The following is a 16,088-nucleotide window of genomic DNA, read 5'->3' on the forward strand; positions in this document are numbered from 1 at the left end:
TTTGTGGTAGATAAATAGCAACGCTTGGATTTTCCCACAACTATTCCCACAAGTAAATTATTACTCACACACAATATAAAAATCTATTTTAATTACCCTTTAGGTAGTAGAAATAGCGATTTATAGAGAGTATTATTTTTTCTATTAATGCCTGAAAAACGTGTATTTACCCTGGATAATATTCTAGGGTATTTTTTTATGCAGATTGATGTTTAGTTGTGACTGGTATCTAATAGCAGTTTTTATCAATTTTGTACTCATCTGATAGAGAGATGAATTAGAATAAAAGAGAGTTTAAATTAACTATATATGGTAAACACCTGGTATATACAAAGGCTTGGCTTGAGTCCAAGCCTTTTTCATTCTTTAGATAGATACTTAAAGAATTTAATACTGCTAAATAAAACCATATTGAAGATTTTAACCAAGTAATGCTCTATCAGTTTTTGGAATATTTGGACACATCCTCTAGGAAGATGATCTGTAAGCAGACAAGAACTAAATTAATTTAGTACGTTGTTAAGCACAGCAATTTTTGAGGTTTGGTTCACAGCCAAACCTTTTTCTTTAAGTGTTGTAATTTTATTTTTCTGTGATTTTCATGGTCTATTCTGGTACAATAACAATGTCCTCTTAACAGTGTTTTATCTGTTGCTATATATCCAGAAAATAAGCTATGAGTAATCACATCCCAGACTACAATCCTAGTAGCATAGCAGAAATTAATGGTAATTTCTTAGGTTTACCTTATGATTATAACACTGCTAATTTAATTATTTTTGCCGTTCCTTGGGAAGTCACGGTTTCTTATGGTGCGGGAACAGCGAATGCACCACAGCGAATTTTAGATGCTTCCTATCAAATAGATTTGTTTGATTTTGATCATCCTGATGGTTGGAAACAAGGAATTTATTTAGTTGAAATTTCTCAAGATATTCTAGATAAAAATAACTATTATCGTCAACAAGCTGCTAAAATAATTGCCAGACAAGCTCAGGGTAAAGCATTAACAGAAGCACCAGATTTAAAACCTATACTCACAGAAATTAATCAAGCGGGTGCAGACATAAATCAATGGTTGTTTAACAAATGTCAGCAAGCAATAAATTTAGGTAAAAAAGTGGCTGTTATTGGTGGTGATCACAGTTCACCTTTGGGTTATTTCCAAGCTTTAGCAAATCAATATCCTGATTTTGGAATTTTACATATTGATGCACACGCAGATTTAAGAGACGCTTATGAAGGGTTTGAATTTTCCCATGCGTCAATTATGTTTAATGCGTTGAAAATTCCGCAAATTTCTAAGTTAGTGCAGGTGGGTTTACGGGATATTTGTATTGACGAAGTGGAAATAATTAACGGTTCAAATAATCGGGTTGTTGCTTATTATGATTCAGCGATAAAACAACAACAATATGCGGGTAAAACTTGGATTGATTTATGTCAGGAAATAGTAGGGAACTTACCTGAGAATGTGTATATTAGTTTTGATGTTGATGGGTTAGATCCTAAACTCTGTCCAAATACAGGAACACCTGTTCCTGGGGGGTTAGAATTAGAGCAAGTTTATTGTTTATTTAGGGAAGTTGTGAAGAGTGGGAGAAAAATTATTGGGTTTGATGTGAATGAAGTTGGTGATGCAGAATGGGATGGAAATGTAGGTGCGCGGATAGTTTATAAGTTGGCGAATTTATTGGATTTGTCGCAGAAATAAAAACCAGTAAAGAGGGGGGTGTTATAGAATAAAACAAAGCATATTAACTAAGACTATGAAGACACTGTTCATATTATACCAAATTAGATGAGCTTACCCTGACTATATCATCAGATATGATGATGTGATGTTAGAGCTATAGAAATAAAAATTTACAACTAATACTGACGGTGTAAAGATGTATATTGTTACCCTGTCGTCTTTCAATTATCAGTATTTATCAATTATTTTTAACCACAAAATTAAGAGGTAAAGATCATCAATAAATCCTTACCCCTTAATATTATTAATTCATCCCCAAAACCTAAGCTCCTACAGCCTCCTTAGCTGCATATAAAACTTCAGCCGAAATATCTTTAACCCCGCGTTCACGGGCAAACTTTTCTGTATTTCGCTTCACTTTCCCCCGCACAAAACCAGGAATTTTATTCAATTCTGCTAAACCATCTTTTGTCCAATGCAAATCAGATTCCGCAGAAATTCCTTTAGTAATTACCTCTTTTGTATCGTGTCCACCAAAGATTTCTAACAGGTGATCTTCCATTCCCAAAGTGAAGGAATTGTAGATTAAATCGGTGATTTGATTTGTACCTTCATAACCCATAAATGGTTTATAACCAATGGGGAAATTTTGCACATGAATAGGTGCTGCAATGACTCCGCAGGGAATATCTAAACGTTTACCTACATGACGTTCCATTTGTGTACCAAAAATTGCTGCTGGTTCAACACGGGCGATCGCATCACCAATTTCTCCATGATCTTCTGTAATTAAAACCTCATCGCAATATTCGCTCACCTGTTCTCTAAACCAGTCAGCATCATATTTACAATAAGTACCCGCCCAAACTACCTTAATTCCCATTTCTCTTGATAAAATTTTAGTAATAGCCGCAGCATGGGTACTATCACCAAAAACCACCGCTTTTTTACCTGTTAAATTTTGACAGTCAATAGAACGAGAAAACCAAGCAGCTTGAGAAACATATAAAGTTTGTTCGTTGATAAATTCCTCATAATCAACATTCGCACCTTGTTGATTAATTACTTGTTGAATTTTGCGGATACATCTAGCAGTTTCCACCACTCCCATCGGGGTAATATCTACAAAAGGTGTACCGAATTGTTCTTGTAAATAATTAGCAGTTAATAACCCCAATTCCCGATAAGGAACTAAATTAAACCACGCTTTTGGTAAATTTTTCAATTCATGAACTGAAGCACCTTCAGGAATGACAGCATTAACTTCAATTCCTAAATCTGCCATTAATTTTTTCAGTTCCGTGCAATCATGATTATTATGAAAACCCAAAGTAGAAATACCAATTATATTTACTGAAGGATTTTCAGTTTTTGAAGTTGGTAATTCGTCTTTTTTCCGCGCTTTTTCTATGTAATATTTGACAATTTGATGTAAAGTTCTGTCTGCTGCTTGCAGTTCATTCACACGATAATGATTAACATCTGCTAACAACACATCACCTTTTGCATCCATTTGCGCCCGATCTACAAAGTTTTGTAAATCTTCTTGTAAAATACTTGATGTACAAGTAGGAGTTAAAACAATTAAATCTGGGTGTTCTTCTGCATCCTTGCGGGTGATATTTTCTACTACCTTTTCTTGAGAACCACGCGCTAAAACATGACGATCTACAATACTCGCTGTAACTGGTGTAAAATCACGTTCTCTGGATAACATCGAACGCATGACGTTAAAATAGTCATCTCCTAAAGGAGCGTGCATAATAGCGTGAACATTTTTAAAGGAACTAGCAACCCGTAAAGTACCAATGTGAGCAGGTCCAGCATACATCCAGTAAGCTAATTTCATTCGGTCTTCTCCTGTGATAGTTTTAATAACTATGAGTTTTCGCCTATTAAATTGGATTGTCGCAAAAGTTTTGACTATCAACAAATAAGGTTTTTTAAGTAAGTGAAGTTAGCTTCTCGGTGTTAGCAAATCTTAGCATTACTCAAAGGTAGTCATAGATAGGATTTTGGGGGTTAAGGGCTAAAATATTTCCATAGTTTAAGTAAATAAATCTTAATATTTTGATAAATATTTTGATAAATATTTTTATCAGTTTTTAGAGATATGTAAAGTGTTTTTTTGTTATCATGTATTCATGGTGTAATTATCCAGTAAAAAATAATGGTTAAACTACCCTTTCCTTCTACTCTTATTTTTCCTTTAACTAACGGTGATAAACTTAATCGTTATGAATTTGAGCGTCGTTATGATAGTACAACTAATGTTAAAAAAGCTGAACTAATCGAAGGAATTGTTTATATTATGCCTGCTGCTTTACGTTTCCGAAGTCATGGTCAACCTCATGCTCGCATCTTAACATGGCTTGGCAATTATGAAGTTTTAACTCCTGGTGTAGAGTTAGCAGTTGAACCTACAGTACGTTTAGACTTCGATAACGAACCTCAACCGGATGCAGTTTTGATTATTACACCAGAAGCAGGTGGACAAACTAAAATTAGTGAAGATGATTATATTGAAGGTGCGCCAGAATTAGTAGTAGAAATTGCTGCTAGTAGTGCAGCTATTGATTTACATGGTAAAAAACAAGCGTATCGTCGTAATGGTGTGAAAGAGTATATTGTTTGGCAAGTTTTAGAACAAAAATTAACTTGGTTTTATTTAGAAAAAGGTGAATATTTAGAATTAGTTGCTGATGAAAATGGTATTTTAAAAAGTCGTGTATTTCCAGGTTTATGGTTAGCAGTAAATGAATTATTAACAGGTAAGATGTCTGATGTTTTGCAGGTTTTACAAGCTGGTTTACAGTCTAGAGAACACAAATAAATTTCGCAACTTTCCCAAGATTCAAAGGTCTAATTTGTTAGATCCTCAACTTTTTGAAGAAGTCAAGGATCTGAAAAAATTACTTAATTACTTGACTTGCGGAAAATTTCCACTTTTTCTAACACGACATCTTGATTAGGGCGATCGCGTGTTGTACGTACATCAGCAATTTTATTCACTACATCCATACCAGTGACTACGTGACCAAAAACACTGTGTCTTTTGTCAAGATGAGGCGTTGGACCTTCTGTAATAAACCATTGAGAACCATTAGTTCCAGGTCCTGCATTAGCCATTGACAAAATACCTGGTTCATCATGCTTCAATTCAGGATGAAACTCATCCTCAAATCTATATCCGGGTCCACCAGTACCCCAACGATGAGACATATCAGGATAACGACTTAAAGGATCACCGCATTGAATCATAAAACCGGGGATGACACGGTGAAAGCGAACGCCATCATAAGCGGGAGTACCAAGCATAGATGCACCGGTTTTAGGATCTTTCCAGTCAATGTTTCCGGTAGCTAAACCGACAAAATTTTTAACAGTATTGGGGGTTTTATCTTCTTCCAATTTAACCACAATTTCACCCAAGGAAGTGGTTAAGCGGGCGTGAAGTTGTCCATCACCGGGAATATTAATCTCTGGAAAGTTCATCAGTTATTAGATAACCTATTTTCAAAACTGCGCGTGTTTTATATATACTAGGCTAATTAACACTCACATTGCAAGTTTACAGATCAAAAAATTTCTCTAGCGATTTGTCTATTAGACATCGACCGAATTTAAATATGTGTAGCCTGAAACCCTTTTAGGGACAATTCATGAATTGTCCCTACATTCATTTTCATCAAATGTCTATTGAGGCAGAACCTCATATATTTCATTACCTGTCAGAGACAGGTAACGAGAAAAACGAGAAAATAGATCGAGAGGAAATGATTTATTCACCTAAATTAATCGCTGGATTTCTCTGAAAAAATCCCCTTGGCATCAGTTTAAAACTTACTTGATGTCGTGGCATTACAGGCCAATCTTCTGGACGGGGAACATGAGTCATACCCATTGTGTACCACACAACAATATCTTCATTTTCTAAAGATTCATTATCAGCAATATATTGCGGTAAACCTTTTCCGAGTGATGTTTGATTTGGATAATCACCACCTGCATACATTTCACCGGATTTATATTTTGTCACCCAAAAATGATGAGTTGCAAAACCAGCTTTTTCTCTTATCTTTGCACCTTCTACCGCATACAAAATTGTATTCGCTCCTGGCGTTAAAATATATGCAGGTGCAACCCCTAAATGATTCTTTTTATCTGCACTGGTAATCATCCATTCTCGACTGTGTTTAATATCTGCATCACGGACTGCTTCTTTTTCCGTTTTCAATAATGTATCTTCAACTGTGATGGCATTTCCTACAGGATTTTTTTCACTGATGGGTAAATTATTAACGTTCATTTCCATAACATTATTATTTTGTCCATCAACATCTAAATCTAAGCGATAATTAAAAAAGTGCTGATGATTGACACCAAAGATATTTTTAGCTAATAATCTTCCCAAAGAATTGCTAGATTGTTTTTCGTCAGATGTGCCTTGATCTAACACAATTCCCGATAATTCATTTTCTATTTCTAAAGTTCCATCTTGATGAAATATCCAATTTAAAGTATAATCATAGTTGTCAACTGTTGTAATCATTTTCATCACTAATTCACGATTACGACGAAAATAATTTTTTTGAGTGTTAAAATCAAAATGTTTCCAAAGTACGCCGTTATCTCTCTCATAAATTCCTATGACTCCAGGCATAGTATAAGGTTCACCTTCACCATTAGCAAAGGTGGCATTTAATAAAACTCCATTTTCAGGAATTTCTTGACCTAATTTTAGTTGATTTGCTAATAAACCAATATTGTATTCTCCCACATCAAAGGCGTTACGAAATGACCAATTTGGATTAGGATCACCATAAGGAACTGCCATTTCTGAAAGACTTCCACGATATAAAACAGGTCTGATTTTTTCGCCATCGTTATATTTAACAAGATATAAAACCAAGCCTTCACGGGGGTGCATTAAATAACGAAATTGCCAACCTTGCCAAGTAATTTCATTACCTTGAATTTTGAAGGTTGTACCTTCTGGTTGAATGATTTTTAAAGGTTTAGGTGGTGGTGTTAATTTATTGAAAGTTTTAATATCATAGTCCCAATTTTCTTGGGAAATAGGAACTACACCATGATCAACAAAACTAGCAACTTCTTCTTTATTTAAATCAACAGTGACTAAAACTCCTTCGATGGGACGAGAATAATAATTCCAATGTTTACCTTGATAATAGGATAAGGCACGACAAATTCGATTACCATTTTTTGCTTCTTCTTGACTTAGTATTCCTGCTCCCCAACAACTTATTTGTACTTGATTAAAATCTTTAATTCCCCGTTTTCTCATTGCTTGTTGCCAGAGTGGATCAGATTTAACAATTTCTCTGGCTATTTCATAATCTGCTGGTAAAATAGCAGGTTGAACATGAGGTATTTCTTGCCAGTTAGTTAAGGTTTTGGTTGTTAAATCCACTGTTGCTGTAAAAGTTTTATTGTGTTCCCGTTCATAAACTTGCAAAAAAACATGGCGAGGAAATTTTTGCCCAGTTTGAAAATTAAAAACTTGGTTTTTATCTGGTTCTTGTAATGTAATCATGGGAAAAAATGCTGTTTCGCTTAATCGTTTTTCCCGTTTTAATACTTCTACTGCGGTGGTAATTTCTGTTTCTGTTAATGGGTTGAGAGGATGGTTAATAAATGATTTTTGATTTAATTCTTGAGCAAATGTAATATGAGAAAATAACAAATTTGTCAAAATTAAGATGCTGAGGGCGATCGCCAATTTTAAAATCCTTTGGTAGTAGGTATAATTGGTTTCTGTAAATAGCCGAAAATGATGGAGATTGAAAAACATACTGTTTGATAAATAAGTAGAGTTAGTGAATATCTATTGATTTCAAAACTCTTACTGAAAAACAGTGTAATTAATATTAAAAAGCAATAAAAAAATAATAAATAGTAAGGGTTTAGCATTGCTCAACCCCTACAGAAATCTATTACCAGTCACCTGTCACCTGCCATACATTATGCAGAAACTAATCTCCGCAAAGATTCAGCACGACGTTTAGCTATGGCGTTATTGGGTGCAATTTTTAGTGCGGTTTCATACATTTCCAATGCTGGAGCCATTAATTTTTTCTTTTCGTAAGCGTGTCCAAGATTATTTAAGGCTGTTACATAATCAGGTTTCAATTTCAGAGCTTCTTTATACTGCCGAATTGCTAAGTCATATTGTTCTTGGGAAAAATAAACATATCCCAAACCATTGTAAACTGGGGCTATATCTTCTTCTCCCTCTTCTTCGGCTGCTTTGATAGCTTTTTGAAATAGGGGTATAGCCTGGGTAAAAACTTTTTTTTCAGAATAAATACTGGCTAATTCGTAATATTCTTGAGCAGTACCTTTTTCTTTTGTCAACTTGCTTTTTAACCGGGAAAGTGAACTTTCTAGTTTGCGAGTTTTGAAAATCTGACGAAAAACAGTCACACCCGCAAATAGGAGCAACCCGACGAAGACTGAAAGATAAACTATTGCTAAATTTTTATCCATTGGCTACAAATACAAATATTAAATGTGATTCTTGTATCTATGATCAATTTTATGGTAAAGTGGGAAAATAAATAAATTAAGAATTAACAATAAAAATTTCTCAATTATCAATTATCAATTATCAATTATTCTAGTCCCCAATAGTTTGTGCGTTGTTTGAGCCAACCTGTGGTTGTGTAACGAGCGATCGCTTCATTTACTCTTCGCCTTAATTGATCATACTGCAATCCTTTGGGCATGACTACAGATAATGGTTCTGTTGATAGTTTGGTTGGCAATATTTGATATTGGGGATATTCTTGCACCCAACCGCTTAAAACGCTGACATCAGCCCCAAAAGCATCCACTTTACCGCTTTCTATCTGCTCTCTTCCCTGAGCGTAGGAATTAACACCGACTAATTCAGCATTAGGTATAAAGTATTTTATGTATGAGATAGTGCTGGAGTGATTGAGAACACCAATTTTACGTTTTCCTAAGTCTTGCAGTTTCTTGATAGCGGTATTTTTTGTAACTATTGCTGCCCCATCATAATAGTAAGGAACACTGAAGCTGACTATGCGGGAGCGTGATTCAGTGGCGGTAACTCTGGCGATCGCCATATCCACTTGATGATTAAAAACAGCAGGTAAGCGATCGCTATTAGCTACAGGTTGCAATTTCACCGCATCCGGTTTACCTAACAAATCATTAGCCAAACGCTTGGCTAAATCAATTTCTAACCCTTGTAAATTGCCATTTTCGTCCCTAAATCCCAAAGGACGGATGTTATCCTTAACCGCCACAGTTAAATAGCCCCGTTGCTGAATTTCTGCCATAGTCGCCGCAGAAGCAACCAAATCTATCTCCCCATAGAACAGGCAACAAACGATAATCAAGGTAGCGGATAATACCAGATGTAACTGATTCATAATTAACCTTCGTTTTCCTACGAGACGCTGCGTCTAAGCGATACGCTCCCATTAAAAATTCAAACTGTCAAATTCAAAATTTGAATTTTTAATTTTTAATTTTTAATTTTTAATTTTCCGAAGGAGCTATCTGTTACATCCGTTATTCATCCGTTGCCACCTTTATGCTTTGACAGAGTTTGCCAGTTCAGCCACTTTAGCGAAGCTTGCAGGATCAAGAACTGCCAACTGTGCCAACATTTTACGGTTTAGATCAACATTAGCTTTTTTCAGATTGCCAATTAATTGGCTATAGCTCAAACCATGTTGTCTAGAAGCCGCATTAATACGGGTGATCCACAGACGACGAAAATCGCGCTTTTTCTTTTTGCGATCGCGGTATGCACTGCGAAGCGCCTTCATCACCTGTTGGTTAGCGGTTCTAAACAGAGTAGAGTGAGAACCACGAAAACCCTTAGCTAATTTGAGAATTTTATTGCGGCGTTTACGAGCTACATTACCGCGTTTTACACGAGTCATTTTTTACAGTACCTGAAGGATTTACAAATATGGAAGCATTAAACGCACGTTTTCTTCGTCGCGTTCATGGACAACTGCCATTTTAGACAAATTGTTCTTTTTGCTAGAGGACTTATGCTCTAACAAGTGATTTTTGAAAGGTTTACGACGCACGATTTTACCGCTGCCAGTGGCGCGGAATCTTTTCGCTGCTGCCTTGCGAGTCTTGAGTTTAGGCATGGGATGGCTTTGAATCGACACAATCCCTCATTATATACTAAGAGGAATCAGATTAACCAACATTTTCCAGGAATTTGGGTTTAGGGAGATGGGGAGCAGGGAGCAGGGGATTAGTAGGAAATTATTTGTATTTTCCCAATCACCAATCACCAATCACCAATTACCAATCACCTCATCTTCTTAAAGTAGCTGCCACCTTGGGATCTAAAACAATGCGTGAACCTGTACGATCTACATGATAAGTCCAAAATTGATTGTTCACTTTGAGAACCACTTCCCAACCCTCAATAGGATCATATTGCTGAGTACAGATTTCACCAAAATTAAACACACAGGAATTACTAAAAGTTTTTTGCACAGTACGGGTAATTGTGATACCTGTAGTTTGTAAACGAGAACGTTGATAAGCATCATTCAAAACTTTCTCGGCAATTTTTTCTGGTAATTTATAACCCTCATTAGCTTTAATTTTCGGATCAATTACAACTTGCGAACCAGACTTATTTACATGATAAATCCAAGATTGCTCTTTTACCTTCACCACTACAACCCAACCTTCTACAGGTTGATAAATTTCAGCACAAACTTCACCAAAATTGAACACACAGGAATTACTAAATATTTTAGATGTGGAACTAGAAATTCTCAGAGCATTTCTTTTTACACCAGAACGATTAGCAACATCATTTAAAACCTTACTAGCAATATTTCTTGGCAATTGAGAAGCATTAAAAAAATTAATATTTGGCTCAATCACAATTTGCGAAGCTTGACTAACATGATAAGTCCAAGATTGCTCTTTTACCTTCACAACTACAACCCAGCCCTGAATTGGTTTATATTCTTTAGTGCAACCCTTTTTAAACTCAAAAATACAGCGATTACTAAAAGTGGTCTGAGTCACCTGAGAAATTTTTAAATCCGATACTTGTACTCTAGACCGCACAGAAGCATCTCTTAACACCGCCTCAGAAATATTTCTAGGTAAAGTATTTTGGGCTATTTGTGTTTGTTGGGTTCTGGGAATAGCCAATACTGTATTATTATTACTGATATGGATTCCACCAATCAGCAAACCTGTTAAAGCCAAAGTACAAACAATTGATTTCGATAAGTTACCGTTATTTTTCATCTGTGATAACATAATTTTTTCCGCCTAATCTGTACAACATAGATAAACTTATATACTGTTTTTGCCCGTAATTTGTTCCCTATGAACTGACGCAAGATTTGAATAAAAACCTGATTCTTGGGTAGGGGTAATTCATGAATTACCCCTACTTTCGTTCTGTTTTGTGCAAATGCTGTATCACTTGGAAACTACAGCTAAATTCATCACATTTTCGGAAAACTGACGTTTTAAAGCAGCAAATACCGGACAAGGAGAAGAAGCTTGTAAATTATTCGGTTTACTCCATGTAAAGGGTGCTTGTTGAGCCGCAGACATCCATAATAACTTTTTAGCCCTAGTCATAGCAACATAAAGTAAACGATATTCTTCAGCCATTTTCAGATATTTTGCATCTTCCCAAGCTTGGCTAATATTGGGTATATTTTCTCCTTTTTGATGGAGTGCTGCACGAATTTGGGCGCGTGCTACTTCTGATAATGTAAAATCACCTAAAAATTGACTTTGGGGAGGAACCCAAAAACTTCCAGGAATTAAATTTTCATGTAAAAAAGGCAAAAATACATAATCCCAGTCTAGTCCTTTGGCTTTGTGCATGGTGATAATTGTTAGTTGTCCTTTTTTGGTATATTGTTCTTCTAAATTGTCTGTATCTACTGCTTCAAACCTTTCAGAATTGACAATTTCACTTAAAGCAGAAAGCATTGTAACCATTGAATTATTACCGAACATTTGCAGGTTGACTCTTTCTGCAAGTTTGTCTGCTGTGGCTAATTCTGCTTGATCATATTTTAATGTTAAAGCTAAAAAAGAAATGATTTGATATAGCGGTAATTCTAAACGAGCGCGAAGCAAACTTCGACATAAATGAGCAGCTTTTTGTACTGTTTCTGTTTGGGGAGTTGCTAATGGTCCAGGATATAAAAATTCTTCTGGTAAAATAGCAAGGGTGTTAATATCTTGGGTGGGAATTAATTGACGTTGTACTAAAACCTCTAAGGTAGCTTTTAAATAATCAGGAGAATGGGGGCGATCGCAAAATTGTAATAATGATAAAATCTCTTGAGGTACATGAGAACGTCTTTCTTGTTCTCCCACATCATGAAGTTTAATTTTATGTTCTTTAAATATCGGTTCTAAGGCTTCTGCTAACCATCTACCTTGGCGATTTTCTCTTACTAATACAGCAGCACTGGCTTGGGAATTTTCTTTAAATAACTCTACAACTCTTTGAGAAATTAACTCAACTGTATGATGAATATCACGAGGACTATATAATTCTAAACCTTTTCCCACGGGGACGGGATTAGCATCTGGTTGAGGATCATCAACACTAACAGCTTCAATTTTTTGAGATAAAAATGGTGTTTGTCTGTTTTTATTTGTTGCTAACCAATGACTATTTACCCATTCCAAAGCAAAGTTAGCAGCATCAATAATAATTCTACTACTACGCCCTGCTTGATTCATTGTTGCTAATCTTTGATTTACATGACAATTTTCACAAAATTCACGAAAATAAATCGGATCAGCAGGGGTGAAAGTTGAGTTAATCGCTTGGTTAGGATCACCAACTCTAACTAAATTCAATTTCGATTTATTTACATTATTTTCATCTCCATTTTCATTTTTCTCACTTGCCAATATTTCTAAAAGTTGCGTTTGTAGTTGACTAGAATCCTGGGCTTCATCTTCAAAAACTGCGAAAATTTTATTTTTTTCAACCTGTAAGGCGCTATTATTTTGTAATACCTGTAATGCTCCTAAAATCATATCATCATAGTCAATGAAATCCTGTAATTTCATGATTTTTTGATATTGTTCATACAATCCCGCCGCAATGCGTAAAATTTGATAGGGATCTTGACTTTTTTCACTCCATAAATAAAGTTTTTCCGGTAATATTCCCGAACTTTTAGCTTCATGAATCACGGTATAAGCCAAATCTGGTAATACTTCCGTTCTCAGCACTGACTGACGACGCAATTTTTCTGTTTCTTCTCCGTCAAATTGCTGACCTTCTAACAAGCGGCGATATAGTGCAGGATGGTCATTTATCCATTGTTCTACTGCTATTCTAATGAAGCGATGACTTTGATTAGGAGTAATTAATTTGACTTCATCTAAATGTAACCCTGATAAATCAGGATGACGACTGGCAATATTTAAGGCTAAACCGTGTAAGGTATAAACAACAAAACCTGTTTGCGGTAAGGATAATTCTTTTAACTTGTCGCGGATTTTTAATTTTAGGTTCGCAGCAGCAGAACGGGTAAAAGTAACAACTACCAACTGACGGCGATAATTTTTACCAGTATTGACAGAATCCTCATATTGACGAGCTATAGCAATTGCAGCAGCAGCAGCCATACCCGTAGATTTACCAGCACCCGGAACAGCAGATACAGCCAATGGTCCTGTTTCCCAGTCTGCCATTTGTGTTTGTCCAGGTCGCAAACTTTCACGAATTTTGTTAATATTTTCTCTTAATTTGCTGACAGCTAATTCATAATTCATAATTCATAATTCATAATTCATAATTCATAATTGGTAATAGTTGATTGGGAATCATAAAATTGATTACCCAGTCCCCAATCACCAATCACCAATCACCAATCACCTATTCATCAATTTGCCAAGCATCTTTGGTAAATTCTTCATCGAGAACTTTCTTAGGACGTAAAATGATAATAACTTTACCTAACAAGGTATTTTCTGGTGCAGTTTCAAACCATTGAAAATCAACTTCTCCAGAATTATCAAAGGCAAAGTAACTAGAAGCATCCCAATCTCTTTGATTGCGATCTATCACAACTAAAACAGGTTCTATTTTCGTTTGATTTGGGTTGGGGAAAATATCGCTACTAGCAATAATTACTACTGGATCTTCCGCAGATCGTAACACTTGCCAACCTGGTAAAGCTACCCAAGCTTGTTCTCCAGCGAATTTGACAATTTTAAATGGTTCAATTTCTGTAATTATGGGTACAGCTTTTACAGTTTGAGGTGTTAATGGTAATTCACCAACTACGGGTACAAGGCGGGGTAGTTCTTCATCTGACTCCAGCCGAAAAAAGGGTAGAATGGGGGCGGGACGTTGGGGAACTACGGTAAAATCAGTTAATAATTGTTCGATTTGTTTCCTAGCTGTGGGAGAGTGAACAAAACGCAAACCCTTAGCAATTAAGCGCGATCGCTCTTGTAAATCCGAGTTCTGTCTGGCTAATTTCCAAGCTTGATAAGCTACTGCATCCCCTGGATCGTTGGTAAAACCTTGTGGTGGGGTAGAAAAACGAGAAAAATCTTTAATTGCTTTAGCAACTTCCCGCGCTTCGTCTACATCCAGTTTATGTAAAAAAATCAAATCAGCCGCTGCTGCTCTGTCCTCTTGAGTCAGTAAACGCAGTTCATAAAGAATATCACTAGCTCTTGTACCGTAGTATGCCCGTGTTGCTTCCGATGCACCAAACTTTTCTAAAGAACTGTAAACTTGAGCGCCAACAATCACCTGATTTTGTTGGATTGGCTCAAAACCAGTGGCTTCAAAGATTTCTTGGGGATTGTAACCGTTTTTTTGGAGATAGGCGATCGCTACTCCCCATTCCACCCAGTTACCTTGTTTTTGTCTCAGTTTGACTAATAATTCTTGTGCTGTATCATTAGCAGCATTCCCGGTATCTTGTGTGTTCGATGGTAATTCACTCATAATCCTAAGTATCAAAAGTGCAAACTTCAATTTAAGATGGTGATTAGTAATTAAGCTCTTAATTATCCCTTAAATTTGCGAATTTTAGATTATGGATTTTGGATTTTAAATTGAGGTTGTTCGTTTCACAGCTTGGTTGATGTTGAATTGCTAAAAATCAGGATTTTCAACTCTGCTGTGTATGGAATATCACAAAATTGTGAAGAACATATAAAGAAATTTATGGATAACACAAATCTCGAAATTGAGCAAGTGCGCTCTCAATTCAGTAGTCGTGAACGTGCAAAAAAACTCAAAATCCTGGTAGTGGATGATGAACCAGATAATCTGGATCTACTTTATCGTACCTTTCGTCGTGATTTTAATGTCCTCAAAGCTGACAGTGGTGTCAATGCTCTGCAATTATTAGAAGAAGAGGGTGAAGTAGCCGTCATCATCTCTGATCAACGAATGCCAGAAATGAAAGGAACTGAATTTCTGAGCCGGACTTTACCACAATTTCCCGATACCGTGAGAATTATCCTCACTGGGTTTACTGATATAGAAGACTTAGCAGAAGCAATTAATGCGGGTCAAGTTTTCAAATATATCACCAAACCTTGGGAATCTGGAGAACTCAAGGAAGTAGTCCAAAGAGCAGCAGCAACTTATGATTTACTGAAACAGCGAACAGAAGAACTACGTCGCGCTAATACACAAATGCAGTTGTTGACTGTGCTAGTGGAAGTAACCCAAGCTGCTTCTAGTTTAGAGGAAACTCTAGCTCCCATTGCTCAAGCGTTTAGTGAAAGTTTTACTGCTGATGGTTGTATTGTACAACTGACAGAAGAAAATACTCTGATGGCAACCCAGGGGGTTTACAGTAAAACTGGTGTGTTGGAAAATTGGCTTTCTCAAGATCCACTCTTAGAAGCTGCGATCGCCACTGGTCAAATTCAATCTTGTTTAAATATCCCCAAAGATCCTAATCTCAGTAGTCTTGCTCACTACCAAGCTGCTGGTGTCCAAGCACATTTAATTATCCCTATAATTTATCGTCAGCAAATGTTAGGAGTATTATCCCTACAGTGGCAACAACCTTGTAATTTAAGAGCAGATGAACTCAAATTAATTCATCTGTCAGTGCAATTAGTGGCGATCGCTCTTTCTAGTAGTCATAGCAGGTGACAGGTGACAGGTGACAGGTGACAGGTGACAGTAAGAAGACAAAAGGCAAGAGCTTGTCCTAAGTTGACAATTTACTAGACAAACCTGTACACTCATAGACAAGACTATGAGTGACTTTATGTTTAAACCTCATGAATTTGCTAAAAAAATCGGAGTTTCAGTCAAGACCTTGCAAAGATGGGATGTTGAAGGAAGACTTCCAGCCAAAAGAACATTGTCGGGGCATCGTTT

The 16,088-nt window shown here is 36.2% G+C and carries 14 protein-coding genes; 4 read left to right on the forward strand and 10 right to left on the reverse strand.

Features of this window, described 5'->3' with window-relative positions; translation table 11 throughout:
- Positions 1–676: 676 nt before the first annotated feature.
- The gene (locus IQ237_RS07225; protein ID WP_194053711.1) at positions 677–1,714 is read left to right on the forward strand and encodes an agmatinase family protein; all 1,038 of its coding nucleotides are present in this window, start codon (positions 677–679) and stop codon (positions 1,712–1,714) included.
- A gap of 304 nt (positions 1,715–2,018) precedes the next feature.
- On the opposite strand, the gene bchB is transcribed toward IQ237_RS07225, so the two are convergent.
- A complete protein-coding gene (gene bchB / locus IQ237_RS07230; RefSeq protein WP_194053712.1) occupies positions 2,019–3,545 on the reverse strand; it encodes a ferredoxin:protochlorophyllide reductase (ATP-dependent) subunit B in 1,527 nt (508 codons plus the stop codon).
- 321 nt (positions 3,546–3,866) lie between these two features.
- Between bchB and IQ237_RS07235 the strand changes: the two genes are divergently transcribed.
- The gene (locus IQ237_RS07235; RefSeq protein WP_194053713.1) at positions 3,867–4,529 is read left to right on the forward strand and encodes a Uma2 family endonuclease; all 663 of its coding nucleotides are present in this window, start codon (positions 3,867–3,869) and stop codon (positions 4,527–4,529) included.
- An 83-nt stretch (positions 4,530–4,612) separates the two neighbouring features.
- Here IQ237_RS07235 and IQ237_RS07240 read toward each other — a convergent pair whose 3' ends face one another.
- The 9 genes from IQ237_RS07240 to IQ237_RS07280 all read right to left on the reverse strand — a co-directional run bounded on the left by IQ237_RS07240 (position 4,613) and on the right by IQ237_RS07280 (position 14,690).
- Entirely contained in the window at positions 4,613–5,191 is a 579-nt protein-coding gene (locus IQ237_RS07240) for a peptidylprolyl isomerase (RefSeq protein ID WP_194053714.1), read from the reverse strand.
- A 286-nt stretch (positions 5,192–5,477) separates the two neighbouring features.
- A complete protein-coding gene (locus IQ237_RS07245; RefSeq protein ID WP_194053715.1) occupies positions 5,478–7,511 on the reverse strand; it encodes a primary-amine oxidase in 2,034 nt (677 codons plus the stop codon).
- A 170-nt stretch (positions 7,512–7,681) separates the two neighbouring features.
- Positions 7,682–8,206 carry a tetratricopeptide repeat protein gene (locus IQ237_RS07250; RefSeq protein WP_194053717.1) on the reverse strand — a complete coding sequence of 175 codons (525 nt, stop codon included), beginning with the start codon at positions 8,204–8,206 and terminating at the stop codon, positions 7,682–7,684.
- A gap of 125 nt (positions 8,207–8,331) precedes the next feature.
- The gene (locus IQ237_RS07255; protein WP_194053719.1) at positions 8,332–9,117 is read right to left on the reverse strand and encodes a transporter substrate-binding domain-containing protein; all 786 of its coding nucleotides are present in this window, start codon (positions 9,115–9,117) and stop codon (positions 8,332–8,334) included.
- Positions 9,118–9,279: 162 nt separating this feature from the next.
- Positions 9,280–9,636: a 50S ribosomal protein L20 gene (gene rplT, locus IQ237_RS07260; protein WP_194053721.1), complete on the reverse strand. Its 357-nt coding sequence runs from the start codon at positions 9,634–9,636 to the stop codon at positions 9,280–9,282.
- Positions 9,637–9,657: 21 nt separating this feature from the next.
- Positions 9,658–9,855 (reverse strand): 50S ribosomal protein L35, encoded by a 198-nt coding sequence (rpmI, locus tag IQ237_RS07265; protein WP_096567982.1) that lies wholly within the window; start codon positions 9,853–9,855, stop codon positions 9,658–9,660.
- A 172-nt stretch (positions 9,856–10,027) separates the two neighbouring features.
- Positions 10,028–10,999, reverse strand: a complete 972-nt coding sequence (locus IQ237_RS07270) for a hypothetical protein (RefSeq protein WP_194053723.1) — start codon at positions 10,997–10,999, stop codon at positions 10,028–10,030.
- Positions 11,000–11,164: 165 nt separating this feature from the next.
- Positions 11,165–13,501 (reverse strand): ATP-dependent helicase, encoded by a 2,337-nt coding sequence (locus IQ237_RS07275; protein WP_194053725.1) that lies wholly within the window; start codon positions 13,499–13,501, stop codon positions 11,165–11,167.
- Positions 13,502–13,604: 103 nt separating this feature from the next.
- Positions 13,605–14,690, reverse strand: a complete 1,086-nt coding sequence (locus tag IQ237_RS07280; RefSeq protein WP_194053727.1) for a RuBisCO accumulation factor 1 — start codon at positions 14,688–14,690, stop codon at positions 13,605–13,607.
- A 222-nt stretch (positions 14,691–14,912) separates the two neighbouring features.
- On the opposite strand from IQ237_RS07280, the gene IQ237_RS07285 reads away from it, so the two are divergent.
- On the forward strand, positions 14,913–15,857 hold the full coding sequence (locus tag IQ237_RS07285; RefSeq protein WP_194053729.1) for a response regulator: 945 nt from the start codon (positions 14,913–14,915) through the stop codon (positions 15,855–15,857).
- Between the two features lie 118 nt (positions 15,858–15,975).
- Positions 15,976–16,088 (forward strand): MerR family DNA-binding transcriptional regulator (locus IQ237_RS07290; RefSeq protein ID WP_194053734.1); only part of this gene is annotated, 113 nt, incomplete at its 3' end.

The sequence above is a fragment of the Sphaerospermopsis sp. LEGE 08334 genome, assembly GCF_015207205.1.
Classification (GTDB): domain Bacteria; phylum Cyanobacteriota; class Cyanobacteriia; order Cyanobacteriales; family Nostocaceae; genus Sphaerospermopsis.